Below are 22,502 nucleotides of genomic sequence, written 5' to 3' on the forward strand. Positions count from 1 at the left end.
GGGGAAACAGCATACTATAAGCCGTTGTAAAAGACGCCAGTCGGAGAGAGTTTCGGAGGTTGCTTAACGACGTGCAGAATTGAGACAAAAAAAAACCTACGCATCCGCGTAGGTTGGTGCAAATTTAATCGGTATCAACATGCAGAGCACGTTGATGATTCACCAATCAATACCTCTGGGACGTTCAATTTAGCTGGTTTGTACGAACCACAGCCAGCAGGCAATCGAAACATAATTCCGCAAAGTGTAACGAGTGGTGAAAATGCCTCCGGTTTTAATCATTTAATGCTGATTGCGTTACTTCGACCAGGCAGCTCATTGCATTTGGCCCCTGCGTCAGACGCGAGGTGCCGATATCCAGCGTCAGCACATTCGGATTTCCCGCCTGCTCGGTTTCCTGCCATTTACCGCCAAAGCCCGGATCAAACCAGGCGCCGGTGGACATCAGCACCACGCCGCGCGTAATGCCGTCATTGAACGAAACCCCGGCCAGACAGCTGCCGCGCGCGTTATGCACTTTCACCCGGTCGCCGTCGTTCAGCTGGCGGCTGGCCGCGTCTTCAGGGTGCATAAACAGCGTTTCTTTCCCGGCCGTTTTGTTCGACTGCGCCAGCGGCGACTGATCGAGCTGGCTATGCAACCGGTCTTTCGGCTGGATGGAAATCAGATGCAGCGGCCACTCTTTGGCCGTTTCTGCGCCCAGCCACTCAACCGGCGGCTGCCATTCCGGATGCGGTGCGAAATCTTCGTAACCGTATCCGGCGATGGTTTCGGAGAACAACTCGATTTTTCCACTGTGCGTGCCCAGCGGATTAGCGCGCGGGCTTTTGCGGAATTCTTCGAAGAAGATGTAATCCTTCTCCGGCGTCGGTAATTCAACAAAACCGCGTTCCCAGAACGTTTCAAAGTCCGGCCATTCAACGCCGGTGCCTTTCTGCGCTTCACCGCACTGACGGTAAATATGGCGCAGCCACTGATCTTCGTTGCGCCCCTGCGTGAACTGTTCGCGGTAACCGAGACGGTCGGCGATATCGGCGAAAATATCAAAATCGTTACGTGCCTGATGCTGTGGCGCGACGGCCTGATGCATCGCCAGCACGAAACGGTCACGCGAAGAACCGCCGATATCATTACGCTCAAGCGAGGTGGTCGCAGGCAGCACGATGTCGGCCATCTGCGCTGCCGGTGTCCAGACGTTATCCTGCACGATCACCGTGTCCGGTTTCTGCCAGCCTTCGACCAGGCGGTTAAGCTGCTGATGGTGATGGAACGGATTGCCGCCGGCCCAGTGAACCAGATGAATATCCGGATAATTCAGCATCTCGCCCTGGAATTCGTACGGCTGCCCCGGATTGAGCAACATGTCGCTGATGCGCGCAACAGGAATCGACAAACCAGAAGGATTCGGCCCGGCGCTGACGGCAGGGCCCGGCGTGTCAAAACGCGGATTGCCGACGCTGTTCATCGAACCGTGTCCAAACGAGAAACCGCCGCCCGGCAAACCGACCTGCCCGAGCATGGCGGAAATGGCGATCATCATCCAGTACGGCTGTTCGCCGCGATGGGCGCGCTGCACGGAATAAGAACAGGTAATAAAGCTGCGCACGCCGATCAGATCGTCGGCCAGCCGCGCAATGCGTTCAGCCGGAATACCGGTAATGTGGCTCGCCCACTCCGGCGTTTTCGCCACGCAGTCAGTATCACCGCGCAGGTACGCCGCGAGCTGCGGATAACCCACGCAGTGGCTGGCCAGAAACGCATCGTCCTGTGCATCCTTGCGCTGGATCTCATACGCGATCGCCATCATCAGCGCTGCGTCAGTGTTCGGGCGGATCGGGATCCACTCGGCATTCACAAACGCCGGGCAGTCATCGCGCATCGGGCTGATGTTAATCACCCGCGTGCCTTTTTTTGCCAGCTGTTCCAGCGCCGGTTTCAGCGTATGTTCCACCGCGCCGCCGGATGCCACTTGCGCGTTTTTCAGCGCCAGACCGCCGAAGGCAAGCAGGATTTCCGCATGCTCCACCACGCTCGGCCACGACGTGACGCGCCCGGTCAGTGGCGTAAATGTACCAATCACATACGGCAGGAAAAACTGCGCCGAGCCCCAGCTGTAATTGCCCTGCTGATCCACACCGCCGCCGCCGGTGAAATAAAAACGGCGCACCAGCGAACGGGCATGGTGTAAACGCCCCGCAGAAGACCAGCCGTAAGAACCGTTGAAAATCCCGGATGCGCCGTAGCGGTCGCGCACGCGTTTATTCTCTTCAGCGACCAGATCCAGCGCCAGATCCCAGTCCACTTCGACAAAATCTTCACGCCCGCGCAGCGAGCGATCACTGTTTTCGCGTTTTTGCAGCCAGGAACGGCGCACCGCCGGTTTGCGGATGCGTTTTTCCGAATACACCAGCGGCGCAATCGAATCGAGTAAAGGCGAAGGGTCAGCATCGGCGGAATAAGGCTCGCAGCGGATCAGGCGGCCATCTTCCACCACGGCGGTATACGCGCCCCAGTGAGCCAGTTGCGGGTAACGTTTTATCGACATTTTTCTTTTTCTCAGCGCGGGTAAATAGCATTAAAAATAACATTCGCGCCGTTCTCAGTTCAAAGAACAAATCATCTTAATCAAACCCATTTAGGTCCTTTCAGGCTGCGATTTCCGTTAAAGACGGCATTCTTTTCCCGTTACATGCGTCTTGCATCGAAAAGTTGCGATCGACATCCTTGCAGCCACCGGTCTTTTCCGCAAAACTGGGCAGTGTAAACGATTACCCTCACGGAATAGCGGAAGTGTTATGGCAACGATTAAGGATGTAGCAAAACTGGCAGGCGTATCGGTTGCGACCGTCTCACGCGTGATAAATCATTCTCCGAAAGCCAGTGAAAGCTCGCGGGAAGCCGTTCAGAACGCCATGCAGCATCTGCAATATCATCCGAATGCCAACGCCCGCGCACTGGCGCAACAGGCTACCGAAACCCTGGGCCTGATTGTGGCCGACGTGTCCGATCCTTTTTTTGGCGCGATGGTAAAAGCCGTCGAACAGGTGGCGTATGCGACCGGCAATTTTCTGCTGATTGGTAACGGTTATCACAACGTGGAAAAAGAGCGTCAGGCCATCGAACAGCTGATCCGTCACCGCTGTGCGGCGCTGGTGGTCCACGCCAAAATGCTGCCTGAAGATGAACTGACCAGCCTGATGCAGCAAATTCCCGGCATGGTGCTGATCAACCGCACGCTGCCCGGTTTCGAGGAGCGCTGCATTGCGCTTGATGACCGCTACGGTTCATGGCTGGCAACCCGCCATCTGATTCAGGCAGGGCATCAGCGCATCGCCATTTTGTGTTCCAACCACGGCATTTCAGATGCCAGCGACCGTCTTCAGGGCTACATTGACGCGCTGACCGAACACAATATTCCTGTCGATGACAAACTGATTGCCTACGCCGAACCCGATGAAATCGGCGGCGAAAAAGCGATGGCGGACTTACTGGGATTAGGCAAAAGCTTTACCGCCGTGACCTGCTACAACGACCCGATGGCCGCCGGTGCGCTTTCGGTATTAAGCGATAACAGCATTGATGTGCCGGGGGAAATTTCTCTGATCGGGTTTGATGACGTGCTGATTTCGCGGTATCTGCGCCCGCGTCTGACCACGGTGCGTTATCCGGTTGTCGCGATGGCGAATCAGGCTGCGCAGCTGGCGTTAGCGCTGGCAAACGGCCAGCCGCTGCCCGAAACCACTCACATGTTCAGCCCGACGCTGGTGCGCCGTCACTCGGTGAGTTCTCCGGGGAATTAAAGAAATTGCTGGTAAACGCGGACAGGTTTGTCAGGGTAATCCAGCGCATCGCCGATGTATTTCCAGCCAAAACGTTCGTAGTAGCCGGTAAATTCAGCGTAGAGATAGAGCTCGGAAAAGCCGCTGCGGCGGCTGTGTTCCAGCACGAAAGCCTGCAATTCCTGCCCTAACCCGCGCGATCTGTAACCTTCATCAACGTACAGCGCCGCCAGCCAAGGTGTGAGATCCTGACGGCTGATTAAATCGCAGCGCCATAACCCGACGGTTCCCGCCAGCGTATCGCCCTCGAGCGCGATAAAGGTTTGTGGCAAATCCGCACCGCGCAGGCTGCTTTGCACCACGCTTTCAAAAAACGCCCGGCTGTTTTCACTGCCAAACGCTTTCCACAGCCAGTCCGTGACGGTTTCCTGAAATTCCGGACATTCGCTGAGATTGATGATCTTCATACTCAGACCAGTTTCCCCTGAAAAATCGGCACAGATTCAAACAGATAACCGTCGAACTCAGGCGCATCAACATCAGAAAGTTCCATCAGCGTGTTCTTCACATTTTCCATGTGCTGCCACATGGCCTGATACGAACCCATCACGTCGCGGCGGCGCAGTGCGGCCAAAATATTCTGATGATCTGCCAGCCATTTCAGCCGGTAACCGCGCGTGGCGATGTGGCTGTGTAATTGTTTCCAGAGCGGGCTGGAATCGCGATGCATCCAGATATTTTTGACGGAATCGAGCAGCATCTGGTTCTGCGTGGCACCGGCGATCAGCAGGTGAAAAAGGCGGTCGTTATCGCCACTTTCGTCATTGGCAACAATCGCGATTTGTTCCTGCTCCAGCGTGCGGCGCAGGTTTTCGATATCCGCCTTGGTCGCCATTTTGGCGGCAAACGCGGCAATATTACTTTCGAGCAACTGCCGCGCCTGTAAAATTTCAAACGGGCCAATCTGCCCCTGATACATCAGTTCGTCTTCGCCCTCTTCCTGCGAAGGAATGCGGATCACGTAAACGCCGGAGCCCTGGCGGATATCCACCGTTCCTTCGAGTTCCAGCATCAGCAGAGCTTCACGCACGATAGTCCGGCTGACGCCGTAGGTTTCAGCCATATTTCGTTCAGGCGGCAGGCGGGAACCCACAGCGAAATGCCCCTGCTTGATTTGCTCGCGCAGGTCGTGCCCGATTTCCTGATACTGCTTTCTGTCCTGCGAAACCACACCTTTATCCACACATTCACCCTGATGCAAAGACTGACAAATTGGCTCCAAAGACAGAGCCAATGGACCTGCGCTGAAGGGTCAGTGTATCAAACTTAATGCCTGATCCAGCACTTTGGCGCCGTTCAGGGTTCCGTATGCCACCATGTCGATCACGGCGATGGGAATGTTGTGTTCATCCGTCAGCTTTTTATTTTCCGCCAGTTTGAACCGCACCTGCGGCCCTAACAGCACAACCTGAATGTCACGTCCGTAAGCCTCGAGTTCGTCGCGCAGATTATTTTCCGGGATGGCGTAAATCTTAAATTCCAGCCCGCGGGCTGCCGCTTCTTTTTCCATTTTGGTGACCACAAGGGAAGTGGACATCCCTGCCGAACAAGCTAAAACGAGTCGTTTCATAATGTTTCCTCGGGTTATTTATCTTCATCGTCCAGTGTTAAAGACAACACACCACTTTCACTCAGCGATTTAAACCAGTGAGATGATTTCTTCTGACGGCGATCACGGTTGTTATCAAGATCAATCTCGATCAGCCCGTAACGGTTTTTAAAAGCATTCATCGGCGAGACGTTATCGGTAAAAGCCCAGAGCATATATCCCTGACAATTTGCACCGTCTTCCCGCGCCTTTAATGTCCAGTAAAGATGTTCGGCAATAAATTCAATACGATAATCGTCCTGAATTTCTCCGCTGCTGGCATCACGGAACTGGCCTTCATTTTCAATGCCCATTCCGTTCTCAGCAATAAACCATGGAATATTTCCGTATTCCGTTTTAATGCGCATTGCAAAGTCATAAACAATTTTCGGGTAAATTTCCCAGCCACGGGATTTATTCATCCTGCGGCCCGGCAGTTCAAAATGTTCGTAGTAAAACGCGGGATGGAATGGCGTCTCTTTATTCCATTCACGGGACGGGGCTTTAACACGGTGCGGGTAATACAGATTAATGCCCACTTCGTCCACCGTGTTATTACGGATAACCGCCAGTTCCTGCTCTGAATAATCAAACTGCACGTGGTGCTTTTGCAGCAAATCGAGCAATTCCTGCGGGTATTCGCCTTTAATCATCGGGTCTAAAAATACGCGGTTATAGAATAAATCGTATAAATGCGCCGCCTTCTGATCGTGCGCCGCTGCTGAACGGGCGTACGTCACTTCCGGGTTTAAAATCACGCCCATCGTGCCGTGCGAACCGTAACCTTTACGGTGAAACAGCTCGACGACTTTGGCGGTTGCCAGCACTTTGTGATGATTCCACTGCATCCATTTACCGGTGTTCTGCTCGAAAGGCCAGCGGATTGCGTCCAGATACACGCGGGTTTGCACCACTACCGGCTCGTTGAAAGTGAACCAGCGGCTGACCTTCCCGGCGAAGCGCTCAAGCACTTTATCCGCGTACAGGACAAAAAGCTCAACGACTTTTTTCGAGCCCCAGCCGTCATATTTTTCAAGCAGATACGCCGGTAATTCGTAGTGTTCGAGGCACAGCATCGGCTCAATGCCGTTGCGCTTCATCTCATCCAGAAGATTGCCGATGTACGCCGCATATTCCTCATCAACCGTACCCAGTTCGTAGTCGGTGAAAAAGCGCGACCAGTTAACTGAAGTGCGGTAATGCGTCAGCCCGCTGGCCTTCATCAGCGCCACATCTTCTTTATAACGGTTAATGAAATCAGTGGCTTTCGCCGGGCCGTAGCCGTTGTGCCAGACGTGGCGGTTGTTTTTGTACCAGAGATCCAGATACGAATCCTGCCCGTCCTTTTTGCCACTCCAGCCTTCGGTTTGCCACGCAGAAGCCGCCGCACCGAGAATAAACCCGTCAGGAATGGTGATTGAAACTTTGCTCATAATTTTCCTCGTTGTCCCGGATTCAGGCCGTTGCAGCGCGTTTTTGCTGCTGCGCGATAGCGTCAATCTGCGCCTGTTCTGCACGGCGCGAAGCCACTTTGACGAACGGCAGATAAATCAGCACAGCCACCACGATGCAGCCAATTTGGGTAATCACCGCGCCCATCGAACCGGCGGTAGACAGCCAGGCGTTGATGATCGGCGGCGTGGTCCACGGCACCATGACCACGGCACGTCCGGCAAAACCCAGGCTGGTCGCAAAATACCCGATAGTACCGGTGATGAGCGGCGTGATGATGAACGGGATCGCCAGAATCGGGTTGAGCATGATCGGCATGCCGAAAATCACCGGTTCATTGATGTTGAAGAAGCCCGGCCCCATGGATAATTTGGCGATTTCGCGCATCTCTTTGCGGCGCGTTCCCAGCATGACCGCCAGCAAAAGCCCGATAGTGCAGCCCGAGCCGCCGATGCTCATGTACACATCCCAGAACGGCATGGTGATGATGTTCGGCACTTCATGTCCCTGCTCGAACGCCGTCATGTTCACCATGATCGCGCCCAGCAGCAGCGGCTCACGGATGGGTTTGATCATCTGATTGCCGTGAATACCAATGACCCAGAACAGTTGCGCGACAAACATCAGCAGCAGAATGCCCGGCAGGCTTTGCATCACCGATTCCAGCGGACGCTGGATCACCTGATACACCGCGTCGTACAAATACATGCCGGTCACGCGATGGAAAACGAAGCCGAATGTGGCGACGATAACCACGGTAATAATCGCGGGGATCAGTGCGGAGAACGACGCGGAAACGTTCGGCGGCACACTTTCCGGCATTTTAATCCGCAGGCCGTTAACCTTTTCCAGGCGGGAATATATTTCCACCGAGAGAATGGCAATAAACATGCCAAGGAACAGGCTTTTGGTGTCGGAGAATTGTTTCGCCAGCACGTCTTTCACTTCCTGCATCTGGCCGTTGACCATCATATCGACGGTCGTCGGCGTGACGGCAATAAAACAAATCACCGCCAGCAGGCCGGGAAATAACGAACGCGAGCCGTTAATTTTGCCCAGTTCAATACCAATTAAAAATACCGCGCCGATGGTCAGGAAACTCAGCGTGGCATAGTTAATACTGCTCATAATCGGTTTGAGCGCCGCCAGCCAGGAGAACATTTCAAAGTGGGCTAATCCGTTTTTCGGATCCATCACCATATTTGAAATTAAAACTGAGAATGCCCCCACGATAATGACCGGCATTAACGTGATAAAAGAAGCCTTAATAGCCATGATGTATCTGAGGCTATTAAAAGTATTCGCGAATCCCCCGAGAGAATCGATAAAACGGTCTTTCAGTGACATGACACCACCTCTTTTAATATTGTGTTTTGCTTTACAGGTGTTTGTTTCGCATTGACCTTTTGACGTATCAGAGGATAAAGGTTGAGTGCGAATATAAAGTCAGATTCCGGTTCTGAGAGAAATTCCGTCCATCTTTTGGGTCATTATTGTCTTAATGTGGCATGCCAAAAAATAGCGGAATACGAATTAATTTCTGTGACAGCGTTCTCACATGTGAATATTGGAATTCCAATATGATGAATTCACCCCTTTCTGGTATACCAATTTTGGAGATGTCGATGGAATTCGATCTGGAACAAACGGTAATGGAGTTATTGATCAACGCCGGGGAAGCGCGTTCTAACGCGATGATGGCGATTCAGCATGCCCGCAAAAAGGAATGGGAGCAGGCGGATGCCATGCTGAAAGCCTCAGACGATGCGGCGCGCGTCGCTCACAAAGTGCAGACGCAGCTGATCGGGCTGGATGAAGGCGTGGGAAAAATACCGGTAAATCTGATTATGGTGCATTCGCAGGATCATCTGATGACCGCCATGCTGTGCCGCGAACTGGCCGAAGAAATCGTGTTACTGAGGAAAGAGATGTTTGAAAAACAGTAAATTCAACACGAAACTCCCCTGCGAAAAAGTACAGAGAACTCGTTCAGCTCCTCCCCCTTCGCAGGGGGAGGAGCAGAGCTTACAGCTCTAAAGCGATTAACTCTTCCACCGTCTGCCTGCGACGAATCAGCCGCGGGACGCCATTTTCGAACAGTACTTCCGGCAGCAGCGGACGGGTGTTGTAGTTAGAAGACATCGATGCGCCATAGGCACCGGTATCGTGGAACACCAGATAATCGCCAATCTGCAACGGTGGGAGCGGGAAGGTTTCAACGCCGCCGCCTGCCTGCTGGGTAAAAACGTCACCGGATTCACACAAAGGCCCGGCAATCACGGATTCCGTCAGCGCCTGACCGCTGAGGTCGCGGCCATCTGCCGGTAACAGCGAAATATGGTGATAACTGCCGTACATCGCAGGACGCATCAGGTCGTTAAACCCGGCGTCGCACAACACGAAATGGCGGCTGCCCATGTTTTTCGCCGCACGGATTTGCGCCACCAGCACGCCGGATTCCGCCACCAGGAAACGCCCCGGTTCGATTTCCAGTTTCACTTCATGCCCGAGGTGTGCCGCAATCTGCTCACGCGCACGGTTCCACAAACCAAAATAATGGCCGGTATCGATAGATTCTTCGTCAAAATGATACGGAATCGACAACCCGCCGCCCGCTGAAATCGCTTCAATATCTTGTCCGGTTTCAATGACCTGGCGAACCATCGCATCACAAACCTGCTCAAGATGGCCGTAATCCACGCCGGAACCAATGTGCATATGAATGCCCACCAGTTTCAGGCCGTAACGGGCAATTTCAGCCAGTGCCTGCGGTAGATCGGCATGCCAGATCCCGTGTTTGCTGTTCTCACCGCCGGTATTGGTTTTCTGGCTGTGACCGTGGCCGAAGCCGGGATTCACGCGCAGCCACACCGGATGCCCGGCTTTGTGCTGACCAATCTGACTGAGCATATCAATGGAACCGGCGTTTACCGGGATATCCAGTGCCGTCACACGTTCCAGCGTCGGCTGATCCAGCACATCGGCGGTAAACACGATTTCACTGTTTTCACGCCCCGGAATAAAACCGGCCACCAGCGCACGTTCTATTTCGCCCAGCGATACCGAATCCACCTTCACGCCCTGCTCACGCATCAGGCGAAGAATATGAATATTCGAACAGGCTTTTTGCGCAAAGCGGATCACATCAAATTCACGTAACTGTGCAATACGTTGCTTAATGATTTCAGCGTCATACGCCCAGACCGGGCAACCAAATTGTTGCACAAGCGCCAGCAAATTCGCGGCGTTAAGTGCAGTGGACGTATCGTTCAGGGCGCGGGGCATAAGATTTTCCGTCAGATGAAGGCTGTCATATTTCGTTAAGTATGACGGCAGATGAAGCAGCGATAAAATATCTATTTCAGGCCAGTCTATTCATTTATGATATGGATAAATGCCTTGCCGGAATGCGATAAACTCATGCCCGCTCTCTCCTTGCGCCACATCGAAATCTTTCATGCCGTGATGACCACCGGCAACCTGACCGAAGCCGCTGCGCTGCTCAATACTTCACAGCCAACGGTCAGCCGCGAGCTGGCGCGCTGTGAAAAGCTGCTGGATTTGCAGTTGTTCGAACGCCTGCGCGGGCGTTTATACCCGACGGTGCAGGGTTTGCGGCTGTTTGAAGAAGTGCAGCGATCGTATTACGGGCTGGACCGGATCATCAGCGCAGCGGAAGGGATCCGCCAGTTTGAGCAGGCGCAGCTGTCTATTGCCTGTCTGCCGGTTTTCAGCCAGTCGCTGTTACCGGCGGTCTGTAAGCCGTTTCTCGACAAGTATCCTGACGTCAGTTTTAACATTGTGCCGCAGGAATCGCCGCTGCTGGAAGAGTGGCTGTCGGCGCAGCGCCATGATCTGGGTCTGACGGAAAACACCCAGACGCCCGCCGGTACTGAACGCCAGACGCTGCTGACGCTCAACGAAGTTTGCGTCCTGCCCGCAGGTCATCCGCTGGCGGCGAAAAAGCGCCTGACACCGCAGGATTTCAGCGGCCTGAACTTTATCAGTTTGTCGGCCACCGACAGCTACCGGCAGTTACTGGATACGCTGTTCGCCGAGCAGCAGGTTACCCGGCGGCTGGTGATGGAAACACACAGCGCCGCCTCGGTGTGCAGCATGGTGCGCGAAGGCGCGGGCGTGTCAGTGGTCAATCCGCTGACAGCGCTGGATTATGCCGAACGCGACCACGGCGTGGTGATCCGCGAATTCAGCGTCGCCGTGCCGTTTACGGTCAGCCTGATCAAACCGCTGCACCGGCCTGCTTCCGCGCTGGTCACGACGTTTACCGAACATTGTCATCAGCAGGCACAACGGTTCGCAGAACGCCTGGAGGTGGTCGTCGGCGGCTGATCTTGTAAATGATAATCATTATCCATAACATGCGGGCACTGTCCCGCTATGGAAAATGAGGATCCCAATGAAAAAGCTGTTACTTCTGGCCACGCTTGCACTGACCGCCTGCTCGACCGCACCGCACAATACCGCCGTTCCCGCCACCGCGCCTTCAGGCCAGATTCAGGATTTACGCACCGGAAAAACGCTGACGCCGGATCAGCTGCTCCGCCAGCTTGCCGCCGCGCCAGGGGTCATCGTCGGCGAAAAACATGACAACCCCGCGCATCATCAGATTGAAAACTGGCTGGTTCAGCGCCTGCCGGAGATCCGCCCGCAGGGCAGCGTGCTGATGGAAATGCTGACGCCGGATCAGCAGCCGAAAGTCGATCAGGTAAAAGCCTGGCTGCAAACCGGCGCGCAAGCGCGGCCTGCCCGGGTTGCAGAGCTGATTAACTGGCAGAAAAGCTGGGACTGGACGATGTACGGCGATGTGGTGATGACCGCGATAAAAGCGCCGTATCCGCTGCTTTCCGCCAATTTGGATCGCAGTGAAATCATGGCATTTTACGAAAAACCCGTCTTCCCGGCAGGCGTTCACGCGGCGGATCCGCGGGTTCGTGATGCCATCAGCGACACCATCCGCACTTCCCATCAGCAAAATATCGATGCAAAGCAGTTACATGCGATGCTCGCCATTCAGCAACAACGCGATCGCCGCATGGCTGAGCGTCTGCTGGCCGCGCCTGCACCCGCATTGCTGATTGCCGGGGGCTATCACGCCGGAAAAAGTATCGGCGTGCCGGTGCATATTCAGGATCTGGATCCTCAGGCGTCTGTCACCGTTCTGATACTGGCCGAAAAAGGCATAGTGATTGATAAATCACAGGCCGATTTTGTCTGGACGACGGCAGCCGTGGCGGCGAAATCCGCGCCCTGATAACCCCTGATTTATTGTGACCATTGAAATTAAATTGTGGAGGAATCGAAAGTTTCTTGTTAAGACCCATTACAAATGATTACTATTATCAAATAATATTGAATCTCATTATCATTTTAATGGACTAAATGACTACTTACTCTCCTTCCGGCTCTCCGGCTGCTGCGGCGTTTGTCTTCCACCCTCAGCGCCGGAGTCTCGGCTTTCTCTTATCAGTGACGCTTCACGTCGCGCTGGCCGCATTTTTCCTGTGGTCCGCGCCCGTACCGCCACCTGTCGAACTGCCGCCTCCCGCCGTCATGCTGACGTTTTCCGCTGATATCGAAAATAACCAACTGACTAAACCGCTGCCGGTAGGCATTGTGCAGGCGGTGGATTCGGCTGCGTCCAGCCAGCAGGAAGCCGTGCAGCAGCAGCAGAAAAACATTACGCCGCCGGTCAATGAAAGCGCGGAAATCAAACTGGTTCAGCAGCATAAGAAACCGAAAGAACAGCAAAAACGCCCGAAACCGGTACAGAAAACGCAGGAGCGCTCGCAGGATCAAACCCGCGCTTCCGCTGCCAGTGCTGCCGCGCCACCGGCAACCGCAAACCTTTCCGACAAAATCGCCGCACCGATGAACAGCGATTCTACGCAGTCCGCCAGCGCGAAAGTGACATGGGAAACCCGGGTGAAGGTGCAGCTCAATCGCCTGAAAAAATATCCGCAGGATGCGATTGCGCGCCACCGGACGGGTGTCGCACAGGTGGCGTTTGTCGTGGATGCGCGGGGAGAAATTGTCAGCAGCCGCCTGCTGAAATCTTCCGGCACGATGTCGATGGATCGCGAAGCGCTGGCTGTTTTGCAACGCGCCAGCCCGTTGCCGCCACCGCCGGGCGATATGCTGAAGGCCGGACAAGTGCCGGTCAGTATGCCGCTTGAATTCACACTCAGCGACGGCGGCAGCCGGAAGTCGTAAAACCAAACGGTTAATACCTTTATTCCTGAGTCTTTCAGGGAAGATTTATTTTTTTCAATATCATCGGGCCACTATGACTTTTTCACGTTTTATTACGCTGTTACTGGCGGGGACTCTCTTTTTCTGCGCGACGGCAACTGCTGAATTCCAGCCGCCGGTCGCTGAAAAACATCCGCATATTTTGAGCAGTGCAACGGAGCGCCGGACGGACAATTATTACTGGCTGCGCGACGATTCCCGGCAGGATCCTGAGGTCCTGAATTATCTGCGTGCGGAGAACCAGTACAGCGCGCAGGTCATGTCGCGCTGGTCAGATTTGACCAACACGCTGTATCAGGAAATGCGCCTGCGTCAGGGCGAGCACACCGAATCCGTGCCCTACGAATTACGCGGTTATCGCTATCAGCAGCGTTATTTGCCGGGCCAGGATTACGCACAATATCTGCGTCAGCCGGTTGGCGGAAATACCGTCTGGCAGACGCTGGCCGATGCCAGCCAGCGTGCGGCGGGCAAAAAGTTTTATCAGTTTGGCGGGCTGGAAATCAGTCAGGATAATCAGCAGATGGCCATTGCCGAAGATACGCAGGGGCGTCGCCAGTTTGCCGTCAGCCTGCGCAATCTCACCACCGGCCGCTGGCAAAACGACGTACTGCACAATACCTCGGGAAGTATGGCGTGGTCTGCCCACGGAAATTACCTGTTTTACATCCGTAATCACCCGCAAACGCTGATGCCGTATCAGGTTTATCGCCACAAAATCGGCACACCGGTGGCGCAGGACGCGCTGGTTTACGAAGAGAAAGATGGCGGATTTTACCTCGGCCTTTCCCGTTCGGCGTCCGGTGATTTCCTGATTATTCTCAGCAGCGGCAGTACGTCGTCTGAAGTTCATCTGATCCCGGCCGCCAGTCCGCTGGCGGTTCCGCAGCGCTTCGCGCCACGTCGTGCGGGCGTTGAATATTATCTGGATCATTACCGCGGCCAGTTCTTCATCCGCTCCAACCTGCACAGCCCGCATTTCGGTCTGTATCAGACGGCTCGCATCACAGGTCAGTGGCAAACGCTGATCGCGCCAGACGATAACCGTGATCTGGAAAACTTCGCCCTGTTCCGCCGCCATCTGGTATTGCAGATTCGCAGTCAGGGGCGTGTGCAGCTCGAACAGATTGGCCGGGAAGACCACAAAACGCGAACCGTGCCGTTCGATGAAGAAAGTTACATGGCGTGGCTGGGTTCCAACCCCAGCCCGGAAACCGACAAGCTGCGTTACGGCTATTCCTCGATGACCACGCCAACCACGATTTATGAATGGGACATGGCGACCGGTACCCGCACGCTGTTGCAGCAAAAGCCGGTCGAAGGCGTTGATCCGGCGAATTACGCCAGTCAGCGGCTGATGATTACCGCACGCGACGGCGTGCAGGTGCCGGTTTCGCTGGTGTACCGCAAATCGCTGTTTGAGAAAGACCGGAATCCGCTGCTGGCGTACGGCTACGGCGCGTACGGCATGAGCATGGATCCGGCGTTCAGCGCCAGCCGCGTCAGCTTGCTGGATCGCGGTTTTGTGTTCGCACTGATCCACGTTCGCGGCGGCGGCGAGCTGGGCCAGCAGTGGTATCAGCAAGGGAAAATTGACAAAAAACCCAATACCTTCAATGACTTTATTGATGCCACGCAGGCGCTGGTAGAGAAAGGTTTCGGCCAGCCGGGGCATTTATATGCTCAGGGCGGCAGCGCGGGCGGTCTGCTGGTGGGTGCCGTCATCAATCAGGCACCGGCGCTGTTTCACGCGGTCGTGGCGCAGGTGCCTTTCGTCGATGTGCTGACCACCATGTCTGACCCGACGTTACCGCTCACCGAAGGCGAGTACGAAGAGTGGGGAAATCCGGCGCAGCCCGCCGCCTATCAGACCATCAAATCCTACAGCCCTTACGACAATGTGCGACCGGTCGCTTATCCGAATCTGTTTGTGACAGCCGGATTGTACGACTCACAAGTGCCCTACTGGGAACCGGCGAAATGGGTCGCCAGATTACGCGCCATGAATCAGGGGAATTCCCTGATCTTACTGTCCACCGAAATGGCCGCCGGGCATGGCGGGAAATCAGGCCGCCTGAACCGCCTGAAAAATACCGCGCAGGAATACAGTTTCATCCTTGAGATGGACAAAAATAATAATAATCGCAGTCTCCGTTTTTAATTTATGGAACGCAATGCAAAGCAATAACGATTAGAAAATATCGCTCCTCGAGGGAATATGAAAAATACACTTTTCACCGGCATATTGAGTGCCGGTTTAACGCTGGCCGCACCGCTGGCATTCGCTGACACCACTGATTCAGAAAACAATAAAGAAACCGTCGCCTTCAGCCCGCTGAAAGTTTCCGCGGCAAAAGTAAACAGTGAACATGAAGCGATGGCAAAACCCGGCGCGTTCAGCTCGCGCGGCGAAAACACCAACCTGCAATCGACCGATTCCGTGTTGCGCGGCATACCCGGCACCTTCACGCAAATTGACCCGAGCCAGGGCACGGTAGACATCAATATTCGCGGAATGTCCGGCTTTGGCCGCGTCAACACCATGATCGACGGCGTCACCCAAAACTTCTACGGCTCCTCAGTACCGGGCGGGATTTCCCACGGCTCGACGAGCAGCGCGGCGGGCGCACTGATCGACCCGAATTTCCTGGTCGGCATTGATGTCTCGCGCGGCTCCAGCGCCGGTTCAGCCGGGGTTAACGCCCTCGCGGGCAGCGCCAACCTGCGCACTATCGGCGTGGATGACGTGATTTTTTCCGACAATCCGTTCGGGATCCGCACCCGCTTTTCCGCCGGGAATAACGGCATCGGCGAAAGCGGTATGGTGGCGGTGGCGGGCAAAACAGACGCCTTCACCGACACCGGCAGTTTTGGCATTATGACGGCCATCAGCGGCAGTTCTATCGATGCTGATTTCAAAAATGGCGACGGTCAGAACAGCAGCGATTTCGGCTACGAAAAGAGTTACCGCCAGAATCCGAAATCCCAGTTAGTGAAAGTGGATATTAAACCGGATGAATTTAACTCTATTGAATTATCCGGGCGGCATTACGGGAATAAATTTACCCAGCGTGATATCCGCAGCGATGACTTCTATGTGAAATATCATTTCGCGCCCTTTTCTGAGCTGGTGGATTTTAATCTGATGCTCAGCACCAGCCGCGGGAATCAAAAGTATAACGAGGACACGCTTTATACTTTTTATAATACCGATGCCAGCAATCAGTCCGACGCTCTCGATATTAATAATACCTCACGCTTTACGCTTGCTGACGTGGATTTGGCGTGGAGTTATGGCAGCAAGCTGATGCGAAATAAGTACGATAAAAACATCAACAGCAACGCCTGGGATCCGGATAACCCGGATGCGGCAGAACAGTCTATCGAGAACAATACTTTCCAGCCTTCCGGCAAGCAGGATGTTTATAGTCTGTATACCGGACTGGAGCTGAAAAAAGGCATCTGGCAGGCCAACTTTGACCTGAATTACAGCTATTACGATCTCAGCGGATACAAACCGGCGTGCGATCCGCGCGTCGCCTGTTTCCCGCAGGGCGGACAGGATATTCATTTAACTGAAGACGGATTTAACCCGTCGGTCATGTTGTCAGCGGAAGTCCGGCCGTGGTTCCAGCCGTTCGTCAGCTACAGCAAATCCATGCGCGGTCCGAACGTTCAGGAAGTGTTTTTCTCCAACTCCGGCGGCGCCTCCATGAACCCGTTCCTGAAAGGCGAACGGGCTGAAACCTACCAGATTGGTTTCAACTCCACCGCCGGTAACCTGTTGTTTGAAGAGGATGCTTTCCGCCTGAAGGCCCTGTATTACACCAGCAGAATCAAGAATTACATCTACAGCGAATCCTTTATGGTGTGCCGCAATGGCCGCAAATGCAGCATCGGCGAAAATATTCAAAACGACTGGGAAGATGCCAGCGATGAGTATTCCGACAACATGTATATCTACGTGAATTCCCTGTCGCCGGTGCGCACACACGGCGTCGAGATTGAAGCGGAATATGATGCCGGACGCGCCTTCGCCAAACTCTCGTTCAGCAAGGAACACACCAATCAGCCGACGTCGATCGCCACCGGTTCCTTTGGCGTCGGCAATATTAACGAGCTGCCGCAACTGTATTTCACGGTGGATACCGGCGTGCGTTTCCTCGATGAATCCCTGACCGTAGGCTCGCTGGTGAAATACACGGGGAAAACCCGCCGTACATCGCCGGATCAGAACTTCAACGAAAAAACCGGCGCGCTGGAAAACGAAGATATGCCGAAGATCCCGACGATTGTCGATCTCTACAGCACCTACGAAATCAACCGTAATGTGATGCTGAAATTCACCGTGCAGAACCTGATGGATAAAGATTATTCAGAAGCCCTGAATAAACTGAATTCTATGTACGGCCAGAATGACCCGGGCACGTCGGTTAACACAGCGCGCGGCCGGACGTATATCGCGGGCGGCGAAATCCGCTTCTGATCGCGTCACCTCAGAAAAAGCAAAAAAAGGGCCACGCAGAAATCATTCCGCGTGGCCCTTTCAACACATTTCTTACCGGTTACGCGACGGCTTTCTCAGCCTTTTTCGCCGCACGGCGGAAAGTGATCACGCAAAGCACAAAGCCGGCAGCGCCCAAACCGCCCGCTGCCAGCGGAACAACGCTCAGGCCAAGCCCGCGTTCAATCACCACGCCGCCCACCCAGGCACCCAGCGCATTACCGACGTTGAAGGCTGCAATATTGAGCGTCGACACCAGATTGGGCGCGTGTTTACCGTAGGTCACCACGTTCACCTGCAAGGCCGGTACGGCGGCGAAGTTCACCATCGCCCAGATGAACAGCGTGATTTCCGCGGCCACCAGATGCACGCTGGTGAAGCTGAACAGCACGGAAAACACGGCGATCAGCAGGAAAGTCATGGTCAGGGAAACGCCCAGACGCCAGTCCGCCAGACGCCCGCCAACCACGTTACCGATGGTCAGGCCGAGGCCAATCAGCAGCAGCGTCCAGCTGACGCCGTGCTCAGAAACGCCGGTGATTTCGGTCAGGATTGGCGCGATATAGGTGAACAGTGCGAACATCGCCGCAGAAAAGAAGATAGTAATCGACAGCGACAGCCACAAACCCAGGCTGCCCAGCGCACGGATTTCTTTACGCAGATCAGTCGGTTCTTCTTCTTTCTTATCCGGCAGCTTTTTATACAGCGCAAACAGCGACGCCACACCGATGACAGAAACGACCCAGAAAGTTGAACGCCAGCCAAAAGCCTGCCCCAGCGCGGTGCCCAGCGGAACACCCAGCACGTTCGCCAGCGTCAGGCCGGTAAACATCAGCGCCACCGCAGAAGCACGGCGGTTCGGTGCCACCAGACTGGCCGCCACGACCGCGCCAATCCCGAAGAATGCGCCGTGGCACAGTGCGGTGATCACGCGCGCCAGCATCAGGAAGCCATAGCTATAGGACAACGCACACATCACGTTGCCGATAATAAAGATGCTCATCAGCAGCAGCAGGGTTTTCTTGCGCGGCAGTTTGGCGGTCAGCACGGCCATAATTGGCGCGCCGATAGCCACGCCCAGCGCATAGCCGCTGATTAACCAGCCTGCGGAAGGAATGCTGACATTCAGATCACCCGCCACATTGGGCAACAGCCCCATGATGACGAATTCGGTGGTACCGATGGCAAATGCGCTTAGCGCCAGTGCCAGGAGTGCGACAGGCATAAAAACTCCGGATATTTTAGTTATGTTTAATGGCTCCGGTATTCCACCGGATTGGCTTAAATACCACGTTGATCACACTTTTGACCAGACGCAGTCTGTGCCCTTACTGCCTGCAAAACGTTCAATATCCGGATTAATCTTTACATAACAATACATTGCATAAAATGCGATAAAAGCGGAAAAGGAACCGATTCCAGTAAGCGCCTTGCGCAGCAGCTCAGCGTTTTTCATCCGTCAGGGACAGCCAGCGCGGATGCCCTTTGAACCATTCCACCAGGAAATCGAGCAAAGCACGCAGCGCCGCAGGCATCTGCCGCCGTGACGCGTAAATCGCGTAAATCCCCATTTCCTGCGGCTGCCAGCCTTCCAGCAGGGAAACCAGCTGCCCGCGGGCAATCAGTGGCGCCGCCGAATAATAAGGCTGCATGACGATCCCCGCGCCTTCCACCGCGCCGGTCAGCAATACCAGCGATTCATTGGCGCTCAGGTTACCGCTCACCGGCACCGTCACTTTTTCGCCCTGATGCTCAAACTGCCACAGGCTTTTGCCAAAATAGGTGTACGTCAGGCAGTTGTGGACGCTCAGATCCTGCGGATGCAATGGCGTTCCCTGCGCGGCCAGATAAGCCGGAGATGCGCACACCACCGACGGACACAGTGCCAGCGGACGGGCAATCAGATTCGGATCCAGATCGTTAGTAATGCGCAGCGCCAGATCGATGCGATCTTCCACCAGATTAATTGCCCGGCTTTCCAGTTGCAGATCGATACTCACCTGCGGGTGTCGGCGCAGAAATTCGCTGACCGCAATCACCACCGCGCCCTGCCCGAAAGATTGCGAACAACTCAGGCGCAGCAAACCGCGCAGCGCTTCGTCACCGGTATCCGCCACGCTGGCCATTTCCGCCGCCACCGACAGCATTTTCCGGCACCGCGCCAGCGTGTTTTCGCCCGCATCGGTCAGGCTGAGTTTTCGCGTCGAGCGGTGCAGCAGGCGCGCGCCCGACCACTTTTCCATCTCCGACAGATAACGCGTCACCATCGCCCGTGACATATTCAGCGACTCGGCGGCATTGATCATGCTTCCGCGTTCGACGATGGCAACAAAAACTTGTGCAGCGGTAATTCTGTCCATGATTCGTCCGGTTTATGCAACAAACAGTTGCGCATTATCCGGTTTTTCCCGCGGATTATGCAACGTACAGTAGATGCTTACTGAACGTGATTATTTTTGCTCTCTGAGGAAATGCTATGCGCTTGTGCCTGAAACCCCTGACCCTGATCGTTGCTCTGCTGGGCAGCAGCCTGTCCGCTCATGCCGCCACCGCGCTGAAAATGGACGTTTATAACCCCGGTGAAAAAAGCGTATTTCCGGTGTCTTCTGAAATTATTACCGGCGAAAAAGACGCGGTGCTGATCGACGCACAGTTCCAGCGCAATGACGCGCAGAAGCTGGTGGAGATGATCAAAGCGACCGGCAAAAAGCTGACCACCGTGTACATCAGCCAGTCGGATCCGGATTTTTACTTTGGCCTGGACGTGATCCACGCGGCATTCCCGGAGGCTAAAATTATCGCCACACAGGCAACGGTCGATCAGATCAATGCCACCAAAGACGGCAAAGTCGCTTTCTGGGGCCCCCAACTGAAAGACAACGCGCCGAAATCGGTCGTCGTACCGGCTCCGCTGAAAGGCACATCTTTTGAACTGGAAGGCCACAAGTTTGAAATTCAGGGCGTGGATGCAGAACGTACTTTCGTGTGGATCCCGTCGCTGAAAGCCGTCGTCGGCGGTGTGCTGGTGAATGGCGACAACATGCATGTCTGGACTGCCGATACGCAAACCACGACATCGCGCAAACAGTGGGTCGAAGCGCTGGATGAAATCGCCGGGCTGAAACCGTCCGTTGTGGTGCCGGGGCATTTCCTGCCAGGCGCTTCTCAGACGCTGGAAGCAGTGAAATTCACCCGCAACTATCTGCTGACGCTGGAAAAAGAACGACCAAAAGCGAAAGATTCTGCCACACTGATCGCTGCGATGAAAAAACATTATCCGCAGCTGAAAGACGATTCTTCATTACAGCTGAGTGCAAAAGTATTGAAAGGCGAAATGAAGTGGCCGCAGTGAATACACTTTTTTAAATAATGAATAAAAACTGACGGCGATATTATTTATCGCCGTTTTTTATTTTCAGAAAGTATAGGAAATTCTCTTTATTATTAATCATTGTGTTAGCCATTCGCCTTTCCTAAACAGCCGAAAAATCCTTTATTAAACAATAACAACACATTAATCAGCAATTGAAGCCTCACTTTCCCCGTATTAGACTCCGCACGGCATTACACTTCCCCAAAAGGTACAGGGAAAATCCTATTCATTCTGGGATTACCCACCTCAATTTATATAAAGGAATATTATGAATTGGTATATCAAGGCACTTAAGAATTACTCCACATTTTCTGGCCGCGCGCGAAGAAGAGAGTACTGGTGGTTTACCCTTTTTAATGGCCTTATCTCAATGGGCATAACTTTGATTGCCCTGTTATTTGGCGATGATTGGATTATATCGACGCTTTACTCTTTATTCGCGTTGTTACCGGGTCTGGCAGTTATGGTTCGCCGTAATCACGATGCAGGTTACAGCGGCTGGTGGATCCTCTGCCCCGTTTTTAACCTGATCCTGATGTTCTTCAAAAGCGATCCTGAAGATAACCGCTTTGGCCCTTATCCGGCGGAATAAAAGGGTGAAATCGGGTGCCAGATTGGGCACCCGCATTACTGAAAGCAATAATTCAACCTACGGTGTCACTCTGACAAATTGCCCTTCGGCCTGCACGTTGTGTCCGAAGCCGCAGTCACCGGTGGTATGCAGTTTCACGTTCTGCGGATCGAAATTCATGTCCACGCTGCATTCACCGTCACCCGCAGAGGCGTCGTCGGCTTCATGGTAAACCGCGTGATGATCTTTAATGGCCGTCACCACCGAAAATTCGCCGGTATTCGGGCCGTAATACAACGACATTTGCCCCATGTACATGCCGGTGAAATCGATTTTGAACTGCGCTTCTTCCGCTTTGACTTCCACCAGATTCCAGCTGCCGAAACCGGCATATTGCCAGTAAACGCCTGCCGGAGATTCCGGTTGCGGTAAGGCATCCAGTTTTGGCTGAATCTGCCCCAGATTGTACTGCGATTTTTTGTCCGAAGGCGCCAGCATCAGCCAGGCTTTGGCTTTCAGGTAATCTCCCTGCTTTATATAGGTCAGCGCGATGTTGTTGTAAGCCGTCGCAATCTGGTCCTGAGGTTTGTGGCAAAACTCACTCCAGGCCACCTGATTACGGAAAATCTCCCGCGCCTTGGCGAATTCCCCTTGCTGATACGCCACTTTTCCGGCGGCCGCATAGATGCCCGCTTTTACGCAATCATTCGCAATATCCGGTTCATCAATCTGAGCAAATGCCTCAACACTGGCAAAACATCCTGCCACCAGCAGTAAATTCACTGCGACTTTCATCAAACATCCTTCTACTTTTGTGGTCTACAGAGCTTCGTGCTGGAAAAACATCCTTACAAGTGGCTCATTGCTCTATCGCACTGAGACACTCATTCTGGGATGATTGGCTT

At 54.1% G+C, this 22,502-nt stretch carries 19 protein-coding genes; 9 read left to right on the top strand and 10 right to left on the bottom strand.

The window, feature by feature from the left end; genetic code table 11:
- Positions 1-274: 274 nt before the first annotated feature.
- Positions 275-2,545 carry a molybdopterin guanine dinucleotide-containing S/N-oxide reductase gene (locus J1782_RS15480; protein WP_217153468.1) on the bottom strand — a complete coding sequence of 757 codons (2,271 nt, stop codon included), beginning with the start codon at positions 2,543-2,545 and terminating at the stop codon, positions 275-277.
- Positions 2,546-2,795: 250 nt separating this feature from the next.
- Between J1782_RS15480 and galR the strand changes: the two genes are divergently transcribed.
- The gene (gene galR / locus J1782_RS15485; protein WP_152325427.1) at positions 2,796-3,800 is read left to right on the top strand and encodes an HTH-type transcriptional regulator GalR; all 1,005 of its coding nucleotides are present in this window, start codon (positions 2,796-2,798) and stop codon (positions 3,798-3,800) included.
- On the opposite strand, the gene J1782_RS15490 is transcribed toward galR, so the two are convergent.
- From J1782_RS15490 to J1782_RS15510, 5 genes are all read right to left on the bottom strand, one after another.
- Entirely contained in the window at positions 3,797-4,246 is a 450-nt protein-coding gene (locus J1782_RS15490) for a GNAT family N-acetyltransferase (RefSeq protein ID WP_217153469.1), read from the bottom strand. The genes galR and J1782_RS15490 overlap by 4 nt on opposite strands.
- A gap of 2 nt (positions 4,247-4,248) precedes the next feature.
- Positions 4,249-5,022 (bottom strand): FCD domain-containing protein, encoded by a 774-nt coding sequence (locus J1782_RS15495; RefSeq protein WP_152325445.1) that lies wholly within the window; start codon positions 5,020-5,022, stop codon positions 4,249-4,251.
- A gap of 69 nt (positions 5,023-5,091) precedes the next feature.
- Positions 5,092-5,409: a PTS sugar transporter subunit IIB gene (locus J1782_RS15500; protein WP_101079257.1), complete on the bottom strand. Its 318-nt coding sequence runs from the start codon at positions 5,407-5,409 to the stop codon at positions 5,092-5,094.
- A gap of 14 nt (positions 5,410-5,423) precedes the next feature.
- On the bottom strand, positions 5,424-6,860 hold the full coding sequence (locus tag J1782_RS15505; protein ID WP_165061735.1) for a glycoside hydrolase family 1 protein: 1,437 nt from the start codon (positions 6,858-6,860) through the stop codon (positions 5,424-5,426).
- Between the two features lie 22 nt (positions 6,861-6,882).
- Positions 6,883-8,226: a PTS sugar transporter subunit IIC gene (locus tag J1782_RS15510; protein WP_208950557.1), complete on the bottom strand. Its 1,344-nt coding sequence runs from the start codon at positions 8,224-8,226 to the stop codon at positions 6,883-6,885.
- 278 nt (positions 8,227-8,504) lie between these two features.
- Here J1782_RS15510 and J1782_RS15515 point away from each other — a divergent pair, with 278 nt between their 5' ends.
- Positions 8,505-8,825, top strand: a complete 321-nt coding sequence (locus J1782_RS15515) for a PTS lactose/cellobiose transporter subunit IIA (protein WP_152325444.1) — start codon at positions 8,505-8,507, stop codon at positions 8,823-8,825.
- A gap of 79 nt (positions 8,826-8,904) precedes the next feature.
- On the opposite strand, the gene lysA is transcribed toward J1782_RS15515, so the two are convergent.
- On the bottom strand, positions 8,905-10,164 hold the full coding sequence (gene lysA, locus J1782_RS15520) for a diaminopimelate decarboxylase (RefSeq protein WP_217153470.1): 1,260 nt from the start codon (positions 10,162-10,164) through the stop codon (positions 8,905-8,907).
- Positions 10,165-10,299: 135 nt separating this feature from the next.
- Here lysA and J1782_RS15525 point away from each other — a divergent pair, with 135 nt between their 5' ends.
- From J1782_RS15525 to J1782_RS15545, 5 genes are all read left to right on the top strand, one after another.
- Complete coding sequence (locus J1782_RS15525) at positions 10,300-11,229, top strand: LysR family transcriptional regulator (RefSeq protein WP_152325423.1); 930 nt, start codon at positions 10,300-10,302, stop codon at positions 11,227-11,229.
- A 67-nt stretch (positions 11,230-11,296) separates the two neighbouring features.
- Positions 11,297-12,151 (top strand): ChaN family lipoprotein, encoded by an 855-nt coding sequence (locus tag J1782_RS15530; RefSeq protein WP_217153471.1) that lies wholly within the window; start codon positions 11,297-11,299, stop codon positions 12,149-12,151.
- 128 nt (positions 12,152-12,279) lie between these two features.
- A complete protein-coding gene (locus tag J1782_RS15535; RefSeq protein WP_152325421.1) occupies positions 12,280-13,110 on the top strand; it encodes an energy transducer TonB in 831 nt (276 codons plus the stop codon).
- A gap of 73 nt (positions 13,111-13,183) precedes the next feature.
- Positions 13,184-15,310 carry a S9 family peptidase gene (locus J1782_RS15540; protein ID WP_217153472.1) on the top strand — a complete coding sequence of 709 codons (2,127 nt, stop codon included), beginning with the start codon at positions 13,184-13,186 and terminating at the stop codon, positions 15,308-15,310.
- Positions 15,311-15,367: 57 nt separating this feature from the next.
- The gene (locus tag J1782_RS15545) at positions 15,368-17,635 is read left to right on the top strand and encodes a TonB-dependent receptor domain-containing protein (RefSeq protein ID WP_152325419.1); all 2,268 of its coding nucleotides are present in this window, start codon (positions 15,368-15,370) and stop codon (positions 17,633-17,635) included.
- A 79-nt stretch (positions 17,636-17,714) separates the two neighbouring features.
- Here J1782_RS15545 and J1782_RS15550 read toward each other — a convergent pair whose 3' ends face one another.
- Both J1782_RS15550 and J1782_RS15555 read right to left on the bottom strand, forming a co-directional pair.
- Positions 17,715-18,878, bottom strand: coding sequence for an MFS transporter (locus tag J1782_RS15550; protein WP_152325418.1), 1,164 nt, complete (start codon positions 18,876-18,878; stop codon positions 17,715-17,717).
- Between the two features lie 217 nt (positions 18,879-19,095).
- Positions 19,096-20,013, bottom strand: a complete 918-nt coding sequence (locus J1782_RS15555; protein WP_208950565.1) for a LysR family transcriptional regulator — start codon at positions 20,011-20,013, stop codon at positions 19,096-19,098.
- Between the two features lie 116 nt (positions 20,014-20,129).
- Between J1782_RS15555 and J1782_RS15560 the strand changes: the two genes are divergently transcribed.
- Together J1782_RS15560 and J1782_RS15565 are read left to right on the top strand one after the other, a co-directional pair.
- The gene (locus J1782_RS15560) at positions 20,130-21,005 is read left to right on the top strand and encodes an MBL fold metallo-hydrolase (protein WP_165061714.1); all 876 of its coding nucleotides are present in this window, start codon (positions 20,130-20,132) and stop codon (positions 21,003-21,005) included.
- A 289-nt stretch (positions 21,006-21,294) separates the two neighbouring features.
- The gene (locus J1782_RS15565) at positions 21,295-21,618 is read left to right on the top strand and encodes a DUF805 domain-containing protein (protein ID WP_217153473.1); all 324 of its coding nucleotides are present in this window, start codon (positions 21,295-21,297) and stop codon (positions 21,616-21,618) included.
- 57 nt (positions 21,619-21,675) lie between these two features.
- On the opposite strand, the gene J1782_RS15570 is transcribed toward J1782_RS15565, so the two are convergent.
- The gene (locus J1782_RS15570; protein WP_152325415.1) at positions 21,676-22,392 is read right to left on the bottom strand and encodes a tetratricopeptide repeat protein; all 717 of its coding nucleotides are present in this window, start codon (positions 22,390-22,392) and stop codon (positions 21,676-21,678) included.
- Between the last annotated feature and the right edge of the window lie 110 nt (positions 22,393-22,502).

Origin of the sequence: Rahnella sp. BCC 1045, from assembly GCF_019049615.1 — a bacterium.
GTDB lineage: Bacteria > Pseudomonadota > Gammaproteobacteria > Enterobacterales > Enterobacteriaceae > Rahnella > Rahnella contaminans.

What these genes read in the sequence shown, in the direction of transcription:
- J1782_RS15480 (WP_217153468.1), bottom strand. Translation starts at nt 2,545, where the DNA reads ATGTCGATAAAACGTTACCCGCAACTGGCTCACTGGGGCGCGTATACC.
- galR (WP_152325427.1), top strand. Translation starts at nt 2,796, where the DNA reads ATGGCAACGATTAAGGATGTAGCAAAACTGGCAGGCGTATCGGTTGCG.
- J1782_RS15490 (WP_217153469.1), bottom strand. Translation starts at nt 4,246, where the DNA reads ATGAAGATCATCAATCTCAGCGAATGTCCGGAATTTCAGGAAACCGTC.
- J1782_RS15500 (WP_101079257.1), bottom strand. Translation starts at nt 5,409, where the DNA reads ATGAAACGACTCGTTTTAGCTTGTTCGGCAGGGATGTCCACTTCCCTT.
- J1782_RS15505 (WP_165061735.1), bottom strand. Translation starts at nt 6,860, where the DNA reads ATGAGCAAAGTTTCAATCACCATTCCTGACGGGTTTATTCTCGGTGCG.
- J1782_RS15510 (WP_208950557.1), bottom strand. Translation starts at nt 8,226, where the DNA reads ATGTCACTGAAAGACCGTTTTATCGATTCTCTCGGGGGATTCGCGAAT.
- J1782_RS15515 (WP_152325444.1), top strand. Translation starts at nt 8,505, where the DNA reads ATGGAATTCGATCTGGAACAAACGGTAATGGAGTTATTGATCAACGCC.
- lysA (WP_217153470.1), bottom strand. Translation starts at nt 10,164, where the DNA reads ATGCCCCGCGCCCTGAACGATACGTCCACTGCACTTAACGCCGCGAAT.
- J1782_RS15525 (WP_152325423.1), top strand. Translation starts at nt 10,300, where the DNA reads ATGCCCGCTCTCTCCTTGCGCCACATCGAAATCTTTCATGCCGTGATG.
- J1782_RS15530 (WP_217153471.1), top strand. Translation starts at nt 11,297, where the DNA reads ATGAAAAAGCTGTTACTTCTGGCCACGCTTGCACTGACCGCCTGCTCG.
- J1782_RS15535 (WP_152325421.1), top strand. Translation starts at nt 12,280, where the DNA reads ATGACTACTTACTCTCCTTCCGGCTCTCCGGCTGCTGCGGCGTTTGTC.
- J1782_RS15540 (WP_217153472.1), top strand. Translation starts at nt 13,184, where the DNA reads ATGACTTTTTCACGTTTTATTACGCTGTTACTGGCGGGGACTCTCTTT.
- J1782_RS15545 (WP_152325419.1), top strand. Translation starts at nt 15,368, where the DNA reads ATGAAAAATACACTTTTCACCGGCATATTGAGTGCCGGTTTAACGCTG.
- J1782_RS15550 (WP_152325418.1), bottom strand. Translation starts at nt 18,878, where the DNA reads ATGCCTGTCGCACTCCTGGCACTGGCGCTAAGCGCATTTGCCATCGGT.
- J1782_RS15555 (WP_208950565.1), bottom strand. Translation starts at nt 20,013, where the DNA reads ATGGACAGAATTACCGCTGCACAAGTTTTTGTTGCCATCGTCGAACGC.
- J1782_RS15560 (WP_165061714.1), top strand. Translation starts at nt 20,130, where the DNA reads ATGCGCTTGTGCCTGAAACCCCTGACCCTGATCGTTGCTCTGCTGGGC.
- J1782_RS15565 (WP_217153473.1), top strand. Translation starts at nt 21,295, where the DNA reads ATGAATTGGTATATCAAGGCACTTAAGAATTACTCCACATTTTCTGGC.
- J1782_RS15570 (WP_152325415.1), bottom strand. Translation starts at nt 22,392, where the DNA reads ATGAAAGTCGCAGTGAATTTACTGCTGGTGGCAGGATGTTTTGCCAGT.